The organism is Pseudomonadota bacterium (genome assembly GCA_039193195.1).
GTDB lineage: Bacteria > Pseudomonadota > Gammaproteobacteria > Steroidobacterales > JBCBZW01 > JBCBZW01.
Genome location: JBCCWS010000079.1, coordinates 1 through 11,368 on the forward strand (window position 1 = coordinate 1; position 11,368 = coordinate 11,368).

An 11,368-nucleotide genomic window follows, 5' to 3' on the forward strand; every position below is an offset into this window, starting at 1 on the left:
CTGCATGAGCGACCCCAACACTCGGAAAACGCCGGCCTCAACCCTGAGAACGCCTCACAGGCACTCGCTCAGCTGCGGTCAACGCCCTACGATCTCATCTCAGGGGCTCAACGCCACACCTCATGAATAAAGCAGGCTAGCCCTCTACGCGCTCGAGCTGCACCCGATTGCGCTCGAAGGATGCCTCCTCGTCAGCGAATCGCACCCGCTTTCGCGAGACGAAGCGATCGCCCTCCAACTCGAGGCTGCGGGTCATCGCGGCTTGGCGCCCGTCGTCGAGCCCCTCCCGAGCGAGCACGAGCCGCCAGCCGTCTGCCAGCCTCTCGAAGGCCAGCACCCGAAACGCCAGTACCGTCGCCTCCCCATCGCGGAACCCCGCGATGGTCACCACCTCGCCACTTTCGTCAACGGCCAGAACGTCCACCGTGTGCACGATGTGCCCTGGATCCGTATACGCGTTCCAGGACACGAGGGCTGTGCGATCTGCGTTGGGCACATGGCGCGTGGCCAGGGGAATCTCGTACTCGTTCCCGTTGCCGTAGTCGATGTAGGTGAGTGAGCCACGCCATTCGCCCACGAGGGCGGCGAGTGCTTCGCGCAGACGCTGCGTATCCGGCACCTCACCGCCAATGGCGTCTGTCGCCGCCAACACGCTGCTCGTTACTAGGGCGATCGCCGCCAAATGATATCGCTTGGTCCAGTTCACCATGGCCCTGGGTACTCCTTTCAACGTCGCCTCAATCCCTCGGGGTGAGACTCATTAGCTCGGTGAGAGTTCGCCCCCGTAGCTGCAGATACACCGGCTCCAACACATCGAACAAGCGCTGCGACCACAGATCCTGACTGGCTCGGGACAGATGCGACCACTCGGGAATCTCCAGCTCGGTGGACAGGCTCGGGTAGTCCATCGAGTTGATGCCTACGGCGCCCAGGCGCTCGATGAGGGGCGCCCAGATCTGTTCGTCGAAGTTGGCGGATGTGTCGTACGCTTCGTAGGGACCGCTCCCCGGCATACGCACAAACACCAAATCCCCCCCTCGCTCGCGCAGCAGCTCCTGCACCGGCGCAAAGAAGACAACCGCCTCCTCTACCATCTCCGTCAATCGCTCAGGCGTTGGTTTGGGACGCTGCAGGCCCGGCGACCAAAAGGCCGTCATCTGCCTATTGTCGAAGCTCCCTTCCACTTCGACCGGCGGCCACATGTTGGTCTGCCGATCAGCGAAGGTGTCCCCAAGCTTCCACTCGTCGCTCGCCTGCAGGTTCTCTGCGCCTTCGCGAATTGGTAGCCACTCGTAGGTGTAATGATCGAGCAAGGCACGCAGATCGAAGGCCGTGTCGATGAAACCGAGGCGCTGCGCCAGGAATTCGTGCAGCTGCCAGTCGATGCGCTTGGAGGGGCCTACACCCGCTTGCCATTCGAGTGCACCCGCGCCCAGAAAACCCTGGTCCAAACGATTGAACAGGAAGGGCGTAACGCCGATCAAGATCAAGCCATCGAAGTCCGTGTTCTCAACAATGTCTTTGACGTACAGCGCGGGTCCCGTGCCCTCGATCGCCAGCTGAATCGGGCGCGCCCCAATGCGCGCCTCGATAAGGTCGAGATCTGCTGCGAACAGTATGCGGCTAGAGCCGCTGATCACCATACGCACTCCGTGATCTGCCTTGTCCAGCTGGGCGCGCTCCCGGGCCCACATGGCATCTCGCGTGTAGCCAAGGCTGCCGGGCAGGTGGTGCATCCGTCGGGCCAGCAACTCCCATCCCGTCAAGGCGAGGAACGTGACGACAAGCACCCACACGAGCAGCCGCCCCCACGGTCGGTCGGGGATCTCCCGCCGTGAGGTCTCAGAACTGGAAGTAGATGAAGGCATCGCCGGACCCCTGCGTGATCGCAATGAAAAAGAGCATGCTCGCCAGGCTCACCACGAGGAGCCAGGGCGGCGTACGCGCGGCTACCGACTCCAAGGAGCGGTCGCGCATACGCCAGTGCACGGTGACCATGAGCACGATCACGGCGAGCACCTCTATGATGTAGAGCGTTGGCAAGGGCGTGGCCGCCTGCGCCGGCGCGAAACCGCTCATCGAGCCCAGCAAGCGCCAGGCTGTGGCGAAATCAGCGGCTCGGAAGAACACCCAAGTCACATTCACCAGCAGGTAGGTCAGCAGGGCCATCACGACACGAAACGCCAGCGTCCGAGCGATGTCGATGTGACCCCAATGGGCGCGGAGGAAGCGCTCCGTTGCAAGGTACAACCCGTGCAATCCGCCCCAAACCACGAAGTTCCACGCCGCGCCGTGCCACAGCCCTCCCAACAGCATCGTCAGCATCAGGTTGATGTAGGTACGGGAGACGCCTGCGCGATTACCGCCTAGTGGAATGTAGAGGTAGTCGCGCAGCCAGGTGGAGAGCGAGATATGCCAGCGGCGCCAGAAGTCGGAGAATCCAATCGCTGCGTAGGGGAAGCGGAAGTTATTCGGCAAGGAGAAGCCGAGGCACATGGCGGCGCCGATCGCAGTGGTGGAGTAGCCCGCGAAATCACTGAAGATCTGGCCCGAGAAGGCGAGCGTGCCCAGCCAGGCGTCGACAAAACTCACGGCCTCCTTGGCCCCAAATACCTTGTCCGCCGACGGCGCGAGCAAGGTATCTGCAATCACTACCTTCTGAAACAGGCCAAGCACAATCAAGCTCACGCCCCAACCTAGCTGTCGCGGGGTGGCCAGGTGGGGAGTAGCAAATTGGGGCATCAGGTGCGTCGGACGCACGATGGGCCCCGCCACCAGCTGGGGGAAGAACGTGACGAAGAGGGCGAAATCCAACAGCGATTTGCCTGGCGTTGCTCGCTTCAGATACACATCCAGGGAGTAGGCCATGGTCTGGAAGGTGTAGAAGCTGATCCCCACTGGCAGCACGATGCTCCACGCCGGGGCCGTGTAGTCGATGCCCACGGCCTGCATGAGTAACGCCCAATTCTGGTTGAGAAAGTCACCGTATTAGAAGAATCCGAGCACGCCGAGATTGACGCCGATGGACAGCCACAGCCAGGCGAGACGGCGGCGGGGCCGCACTTCGCCGTGCAGGCGGCGGGCTACGTGCCAGTCCACCGCCGTAGACAGCCACAGCAGGAGCACGAAGGGCGGACTCCACGCTGCGTAGAACAGATAGCTGGCGATCAGTAGGCTGGCCTTCTTGCCCGTCCAGGCGAGGGCCGAGTAGTGCACGGCCAACACGACCGCGAAGAAGACAAGAAACGTCAGCGAGTTGAAGAGCATCGGGCGTCCAGGCGTGTCGTCGAAGGCCCGATATGCAGTCGCCGCGAAGGCGTCGTCGTCAGGGCGAGTGCGCGCGCAGGGCCACGCTTTGTCGCGCGTGGGACTGCGCCTCGCAGGCTTAGAGCTTACACCGAAACAGCAACGCGACCGGCACACCGCCAAACCGAGCTCGCTCCTTGGTCGACACAGGGAGCATGGGCCAAGACTGCGCCACGGCGCGAAACGTCCCTTGTCGCGATCGGATGCTACGATGCGCCGATGAATAGTAAAGCCCCTGCCCCTACCATCACGCCCGTCTCCCTGCTCGAGGCCGCCACGCCCGTGCTGGTACTGATCGTGCTGCTGTCCGCCTCCGTGTACCTGTTCGGCTCCGACTCCTCCTACGGCGCCAACCAGATCGCCCTGCTCCTCGCAGGGGGCATCGGCGTGATCATCGCCGTGCGCCACGGCCACACGTGGAAGGACATCGAAGCGGCCGTGATCAAGGGCATCTCCACGGCCATGGGAGCGATTCTGATCCTGCTTGCCGTCGGCGCCCTGATCGGCACCTGGATGCTCTCGGGCACGGTACCGTCGATGATCTTCTATGGGCTGAAGCTGCTGAACCCGTCGGTTTTCTTTGCCGCTAGCTGCCTGATCTGCGCCGTGACGGCCCTCGCCATCGGCAGCTCCTGGACCACCGCGGGCACGGTGGGCGTTGGCCTTATCGGCGTCGCGGCTGGCCTCGGCCTGTCACCGGCGATGACGGCCGGTGCCGTGATCTCCGGCGCCTACTTCGGCGACAAGATGTCGCCCCTATCCGATACCACCAACCTGGCGCCCGCCGTCGCCGGCACGGACATCTTCACCCACATCCGCCACATGACCGCGACCACCGTGCCCTCGCTGATGATCGCCCTAGTGCTGTTTACGCTCATCGGCCTTGGCCAGTCATCGGACTTGAGCGACTCCCAAGCCCAGGCCACCACCGAGGCGCTGGCCAATACCTTCGACCTCTCGATCCTCACCTTGATTCCACTGCTGGTAGTACTGACCCTCGCCCTGCGCAAGTTCCCCGCCTTCCCAACGATCATGATAGGTGCGCTGCTCGGCGGCGTGATGGCGGTCATCCTGCAGCCCCAGCTCGTGTTGGCGCGAGCGGACACAGAGGGCCTGTCGACGGGCATGGCGCATCTCAAGGGCGTGTGGGTGTCCCTCTCCAGCGGCTACGTCGCCAACACCGGGAACGAGACCGTCGACTCCCTTCTCTCCCGGGGCGGCATGGGCAGCATGCTGAACACGATCTGGCTGATCATCACGGCCCTAACCTTCGGCTCCGTATTGGAGCGCGGCGGCATGCTCGAGCGCCTGGTGCGCTCGGCACTGGCGGCCGCCAAGTCCACCGGAGCGCTGATCACCGCCGTGCTCGGCACCTGCATCGGCATCAACATCTTGGCCGCGGACCAGTACATGGCGATCGTGCTGCCCGGCAAGATGTATCGCGCGGAGTTCGAGCGCCGCGGTCTTGATCCGAAAAACCTGTCCCGCGCCGTGGAGGACTCGGGCACGCTCACGTCCGCCTTAGTGCCGTGGAACACCTGCGGTGCCTACATGGCGGGCACCCTAGGCGTGGCCACCCTCGCCTACCTGCCCTTCACCTTCTTCAACCTCATCTGCCCCTTCGTCTCAGCCGTGTACGGCTACACCGGCTTCACCATCACCAAGATCGATCCGGCGGAACGCGAAGGCGCCACGGCGGACACCGAAGCGGACGCGGGCACGCAGGCGGTCGGCACCGCCTGATGCGTTCGGCCCTGGCGCCAGTCGCCAGCCTTTTCCTGGCGGCCCTAAACGCAATCGCCCACGCAGATCCCCTAGTCCTCGATGGCCAAGCCCGCCAGGGCAGCCTGATCTTCGGCCGTACGGACCCGGGTAGCACCGCGCGACTGGTGAGCTTCAATGCGCAGGGCGAAGAGACCTCGCGCTACGACCTCGCCCTGGACGATGGCGGGCGCTTCGTCATCGGCTTCGATCGCGACCACGGCCCCAGGGCCGAGCTTCAGCTCACGACGCCGTCAGGCGAGGCCGAGGCACCCATCGTGTTCGACGTCGCGCCCCAAGGCTGGCGCGAAAGCGCTATCACGGTGGCCGAGCGCAAGGTCAACCCCTACCTCCCAGCAGATCTCGAGAAGATCGCCGCTGACCGGGAGGTCAAGCAGCGCGCCCGCGCCGAGCGCAGCGCGGAGGCCATGTGGGTGAGTCGCTTCGAGTGGCCCGTGGCGGGATGCATCTCAAGCCCCTTCGGCTCACGGCGCATCATCAACGGCAACCCACGCCGACCCCATTCGGGTGTCGACGTGGCCGCGCCGGATGGTATGAACCCAATGAATTACATCGGCACCGTGGTCAGCGCCCCGGCCGATGGCATCGTGCGCCTCGCCTCGCCAGGGATGTTCTTCGAGGGCGGCCTGGTACTGATCGACCACGGGCAATCCCTCGAGAGTGCTCTCATGCACCTGTCCTCCGTGGATGTGGCGCCCGGCACGCGCGTGCGCCAGGGAGACCCCATCGGCAAAGTGGGCATGAGTGGGCGCGTGACGGGGCCTCACCTGCATTGGTCCTTGAAGTGGCGCGATCGCCTGCTGGATGCGACGACGGTGGTGTCGCCGCGTCGGCGTTGTACGGACTGACCCACGGGGCGAGCTAGTCCCCTGCGTCCGCGTGCGCGTGCGCTACGGCGGCTGGCGCGGCTGGCGACGCCACCTCGAACAAACGCATACCATCACAAACGGCCGTCACCCTGCGTCCGTCCGCCGATACGAGGACGAGGAATACGCTCGGATTCAGGGTGAGCGCAGCATCAGCCTCGACAGCGCCTAAGTGCACGATACGAACACCGAGCGACATGTGAGGATCGGCGTGCGCCAGAGCCAACGGCGTGCCGCCGTCGCAGGGGCTGTGTTCACTTTCCGTCAGCGCCGAGACGGACCGCCAATCGGGTGTGGGGTCATCATCATCACCCGCCGCTGCGTTCGCGGGAGGGGGTGCAACGAGTGCCAAGATCACGAGGCCGAGAACGCATAGCCCGGCGCTGCTCTTCGCCGTATCAGGCTGGAAGCTCTGGGGCGCGCGGGGGAGGTGTGCTTCGGGGAACATAGGAAACTCCTTGACCGACTGGGTGGTGGATTCTGCTCAGTCTAGGAGCGCCTATGTTGAGGAACGGCCCGCCTACGCAAGTAAGCGTAAAGACCGGGTTGAATGCTCGGCACGATGCCCGCCTACCGCGACCTGACACCGGCAATAAGATTGCGCGCAAACTATTTAGCGCTGAGCGCCTAGCGAAATCATGGATAGCAAACACAGCTGACCTTGAGGGGAGCGAGCCGCCGTGATACCACCACGACATGCACCCTCGCTCATGCCCCCTCGGTACCCTCCTATGCTCGTGACGTGCTCTTCGCGCCGCGCTGCTCCAGGCGGCGCAGGCCAACATAGCTGCCAGTTCGAGAACGCACTGGACTGCCTCGACGCAGGCGCCCTGATGTTGAACGCTGCAGGGCGCATCACCTACGTCAACGCGCGAGCGCGCAGCTTTTATGGCCTCTCCGATGATCCGCAAGCCTGGACTGAGGATGCCCTGGGCAGAGAGCTGGTCACCGCTCTGCAAACGGTTCGCGAGCAGCTGAAGTCCACCCACGAGCACGCCGTGGAAGTGGCGCGGCCCAACGACGCCCACGTCAAGCTGTTCGCCGCAAAGTCCGCCGACGGCGGGGTCTTGGTCACGCTGCGCGAAGCCCACCCGGCCGTTGAGCCCAACGCCATCGAAGCTGCCTACCGACGCGTTTTGGAGCGCCATGGCTGCGGCCTGTGGAGCTACGACGCGGTCACGCAGGACTTCTGGTGGTCGCCACGCTCCTACGAGTTAATCGGTATGACCCCTGGCACGGTGAACCTCACCTGGATCCAGGACCACGTCCACCCGGAGGATCAGCAGGCCCTCGGCGAGGCCTTCTCGCGCGCCTACGCCCAGGGCGAGTACGCCGCGTCTTTCCGGGTGACGCATCAGGACCAGAGCATCAAGCACATCCTCGATCGCGGGGAAGTGGTCGCTCGCACGGCGGACGGCAGGCCAGCGCTCATCGTTGGCGTGACCGTCGACCGCACGCGCCTGGTCGCACTCGAGGAGGAGGTCAATGCGCTGCGCGAGCAACTCGAGCACGTCTCCCAGGCCGGTGCGGCGGGACAGCTCGCCGCAGCCGTCGCCCATGACCTTAGCAATGCATTGACGGTGATCACCTGTAGCGCGAGCCTGCTGGCTGACCGTGCCCAGGGCGACGCGACGCAAGCCACCTGCCAGGCCATGCTGCAGGCAGCGGAGTACGCGGGCGATATCGCCTACCGACTATTGGATTTCGTGCGCGCCTCGCCCCTCGCCCTCGCGCGAGACGAGCTCGGCGCCTTCTTGGCAGACACCGAGCCGCTGCTGCGCTCCATCGTGCCAGAGAACATACGCTTCACGATCCGGCCACCGACCCACGAGATGTGGGTCGACATCGATCCACGGCGCATGCAGCAGGTGCTGTGCAACCTCGTCATGAATGCAACCCACGCGGTGCAGCCGGGCGGGCGGATTCAGCTGAGCGTAGGAGGCGACCGTGAGCGGGCGCAGATCGAGGTGGAAGATGACGGTACCGGGATGGCCCCGGACACGCTGGCGCGGATCTTCGAGCCACTGTTTACGACCCGAAAGACTGGTGCCGGCCTCGGATTGGCCAGCGTGCGCACGGTGGTGGAGAGGCATAGCGGCGTCGTGACCGCGCGCTCTGAGCTTGGCGCAGGATCCGCCTTCCTAGTCTCGCTGCCCCGCAAGGATCCGCAGGCGACGACGACGACAGTGCGAGACGCTCGGCCTTCGGCACCACCCTTGGCGAACGTTTGGGTGGTGGAAGATCGGCCCATGCTTCGGCTGCTGGTCGAGGGCATCCTGCGCGGCCACGGCCATACGGTCGAGAGCTTTGGTGATCCACGCGAGGTGTTGCAGCGGCTCGATGGCGGCACCCCACCGCCCACCTTGCTACTCAGCGATGTCGTGATGCCGAGCATGTCGGGAGACGCCCTGACGGAAGCGGTACGACAGCGTCACGAGAACGTTCGAGCCATCTACATGTCGGGCTACGCGGCACCTCTACTGGAAGGGCATTCGAAAATTCCCGAGGGTGCGATCAGCATTCCCAAGCCGTTCTCTCGCCAGCAGCTGTTGGACGCCGTGGCGGCGGCGTTGGCGGACGACGATGACGCCGGCGCGAAGTGCTCGCCTGCTCCCTAGTGTCCTGAGTTAGAAGTTCGTTGACTAATTCGCACGCGAGTTTTTGTCCCTGAGCGCGGCGCGACGACGAGCGTGGCAGGCCCCACGGGAGGAGGAGCAACGTGTTCAGGGGCGAAAAGGTGCCGCGAATTCATCAACGAACTTCTAACTCAGGACACTAGCGGAAGGCAGCAGTACCCCCTTGAGCCTCCCTGGGACATGTTTCAGCGCATCCTTGCGCTAGCAGACTCGTTTCAAGCTAGCACTGAAATTGACCGACTACTAGTACGTCTCACCTAACGACTACTGCAGCGCGGCAAACGGGCCGATCTCTGCGCGCGTGACGCTCGTCGGAACACTTCACAAAAACTGCCGGATACGCTTATATTATGTCCTATCGATACCTGGAGAGTGCCCCATGCGATTCCCTCAGCAACTCGCTCAGCCCCATCTTGTCGCGCTCGGTGCCGCCGCCGTACTGCTCGGTACGCACGCCACCGTCGCCGCTGGCCAAGTGACCTTTGAAGACATCGCCCGCGAGCCCGCATCCGGCCTCTCCTACCGTCGCGCCCCGTCCGCCCGCGACGCGTTGTTCGACACGTTGAAAGCCCGCGATCGCTACCTCTCCGAGGACATCCCATTCACCCCGATGAAGTCGCGCGGCGCCCCGGGCGTGGCCGTCTTCGATCACGATGGGGACGGCGATCTCGACGTGTACGTGACCAACGGCCCCAACGCGCCCAACAGCCTGTTCGAGAATCAACTGGTCGACGCCGGCGAGACGACGTTCATCGACGTGGCGCAGGCTGCCGGCGTCGCCGCGTCCGCCCAGGACAGCAGCGGCGTCTGCACGGGTGACATCGACAACGACGGTGACCCCGATCTCCTCGTGCTCGGCACGGCGCAGGGCAATCGACTCTTCCGCAACGAGGGGGACGGCACCTACGCTGACATCAGCGCGGCGTCCGGACTCGACGGTGATGCGCGTCTTCATCTGGCGTGTGCGATGGGTGATATCGACAACGATGGACTGCTCGATATCGCCATCGCCAACGCCTGGTCCGCCTGCGTCGAGGCGCCCGACGACCTCGGCGGCATGACCTGCGGCTTCGAACATCAGTTCCCTATCGAACGCGAGGCCTTCGCCCTCAACGATCACAACCAGCTCTACCGCAATCTCGGCGAGGGTCGCTTCGAGGACGTGAGCGTGAGCGCGGGGATCGAGGAGACCCGCGGCTTCACCCCGCCGAACCCGGGCGAGCCCACCATCACTTGGGCCATCGCCCTGGTCGACATCGACCAGGACGGTGACGTCGATCTGGTCCACGCCGATGATCAAGCTGCCGTGCCCCTGTCCTTCCTCGGCGGTGTCGACCGTGGCTTGATCCAAATCTGGGAGAACGACGGCACAGGCCACTTTCTCAACCGCACCACGGCATCCGGCACGGACGTCATCGGCGGCTGGATGGGCTTCGCCTTCGCCGATTACAACTGCGACCGCACCCTCGACATGTTCGTGACCAACGTCGGCGACTACTTCAGCCAGGAGGTAGGGGTACCGCGCGGCGTCTCCGCCTCGCGCTGGTTCCTGCGCCGCCAGGACGGCACCTACGCCGACCCCGGCGTGGGTGATCTGCTAGCGACACCGTTCGGTTGGGGCGCCGCCGCCCTAGACGCGGACAACGACGGCGATCAGGACATCGTCTACCACGGCGGCATGGACATCGGCCCGCGCGTCGACGCGAGCAACGACGGCGTGCTCCTTAGCAACCAAGGCTGCAGCGCCACCTTCGCCGACGCGTCCGCCTTCACCACCGACCACGCCCGCCGCAACGGCCAGGGCGTGGCCGTCGGCGACCTCGACAATAACGGCTTCACGGATATCGTCTCCGTCTCCAATCTCGTCCTGGCCGAGCCGTTGCCGCTCACGGACTATCCGATCGACTACGGCTCGCCCTTCGACGACGCCGTGTTCTCCCAGACCTTCCTACCCACCGGGGAAGACGGCGTGTGGGAGTTCGCCGACGTCGAGTACGCGGACGGCGATCTCTCGGTGGAGCTGAACGACGGCAACGGCAACGGTTGGATCAAGGTGCGGCTGCTCGGCACCCGCGGCATCACGCCTGCGGGCACCGTGAACCGAGACGGCGTCGGCGCCGTCGTCACCTTGCGCCCACGCGACGGCCGACCGGTCACCTTGCCCGCCCAAGCGGGGAGCAGCTACGCGTCGAGCAACAGCCCGCTGCTGGGGTTCGGCCTAGGGGAGGCGGCGACGGGCATCGTGGACGTGCTGTGGCCCGGGGGCGTACGCAACCGCTGGTACCAGGTGCCGGCCAATCGCACCTTGGTGTTCCCCGAGATCCCCTGCGACTTCGCGGCCCAGGACATCGACTTCGCCACCTATCGCCAATGTGTGCTCAGCTCGCTCGCGGCGCTCTCGGCGCAAGCGGTGATCAGCCCCGCCCAGGTGCGGGCGATGCGCGCGAGCGCCATCCTCGCCTGGGCGAGCGAGCACTAGTGGCCTGTCCCAGCAGTTTCGGGAGTGATGAGCGAGTCATTCGTCGGCGAGATGAAGGCGCGCTGACGAGTCATGGCCTGAGCCACTGCGAGGAAGTGCAACGCGCAGATCGTCGATGAAGGGCTCGCTCAGCACTTTCGAAACTGCTGGGACAGGCCACTAGCCTGGATTATTCATGAGCCAAAAGAGAAGAAGGCCCTCGATGTGTTAGAAAGGTGTTACGACACAGCACTTTCGGACACAAAAAAGACCTTCCAATGGACGACGTTACCACAGCGCAGGGTGCACTGTTCAACACA

General features: G+C 64.6%; 9 protein-coding genes. 4 read left to right on the forward strand and 5 right to left on the reverse strand.

Annotated elements, in window-relative coordinates; translation table 11 throughout:
• Positions 1-136: 136 nt before the first annotated feature.
• The 4 genes from AAGA68_26610 to AAGA68_26625 are packed head-to-tail and all read right to left on the reverse strand — an operon-like array spanning position 137 to position 3,267.
• Positions 137-709, reverse strand: coding sequence for a hypothetical protein (locus AAGA68_26610; GenBank protein ID MEM9388641.1), 573 nt, complete (start codon positions 707-709; stop codon positions 137-139).
• 28 nt (positions 710-737) lie between these two features.
• A complete protein-coding gene (locus AAGA68_26615; GenBank protein MEM9388642.1) occupies positions 738-1,868 on the reverse strand; it encodes a hypothetical protein in 1,131 nt (376 codons plus the stop codon).
• The gene (locus tag AAGA68_26620; GenBank protein MEM9388643.1) at positions 1,843-2,952 is read right to left on the reverse strand and encodes an MBOAT family O-acyltransferase; all 1,110 of its coding nucleotides are present in this window, start codon (positions 2,950-2,952) and stop codon (positions 1,843-1,845) included. The genes AAGA68_26615 and AAGA68_26620 overlap by 26 nt, the downstream gene beginning before the upstream one ends.
• A gap of 36 nt (positions 2,953-2,988) precedes the next feature.
• Positions 2,989-3,267: a hypothetical protein gene (locus tag AAGA68_26625; protein ID MEM9388644.1), complete on the reverse strand. Its 279-nt coding sequence runs from the start codon at positions 3,265-3,267 to the stop codon at positions 2,989-2,991.
• Positions 3,268-3,525: 258 nt separating this feature from the next.
• Between AAGA68_26625 and nhaC the strand changes: the two genes are divergently transcribed.
• Complete coding sequence (nhaC, locus tag AAGA68_26630; protein MEM9388645.1) at positions 3,526-5,049, forward strand: Na+/H+ antiporter NhaC; 1,524 nt, start codon at positions 3,526-3,528, stop codon at positions 5,047-5,049.
• Positions 5,049-5,936 (forward strand): M23 family metallopeptidase, encoded by an 888-nt coding sequence (locus tag AAGA68_26635; protein MEM9388646.1) that lies wholly within the window; start codon positions 5,049-5,051, stop codon positions 5,934-5,936. The genes nhaC and AAGA68_26635 overlap by 1 nt, the downstream gene beginning before the upstream one ends.
• A 13-nt stretch (positions 5,937-5,949) precedes the next feature.
• On the opposite strand, the gene AAGA68_26640 is transcribed toward AAGA68_26635, so the two are convergent.
• Entirely contained in the window at positions 5,950-6,402 is a 453-nt protein-coding gene (locus AAGA68_26640) for a hypothetical protein (protein MEM9388647.1), read from the reverse strand.
• Between the two features lie 283 nt (positions 6,403-6,685).
• Between AAGA68_26640 and AAGA68_26645 the strand changes: the two genes are divergently transcribed.
• Positions 6,686-8,572, forward strand: coding sequence for an ATP-binding protein (locus tag AAGA68_26645; protein ID MEM9388648.1), 1,887 nt, complete (start codon positions 6,686-6,688; stop codon positions 8,570-8,572).
• A gap of 397 nt (positions 8,573-8,969) precedes the next feature.
• Entirely contained in the window at positions 8,970-11,069 is a 2,100-nt protein-coding gene (locus tag AAGA68_26650) for a CRTAC1 family protein (protein ID MEM9388649.1), read from the forward strand.
• Positions 11,070-11,368: the final 299 nt, after the last annotated feature.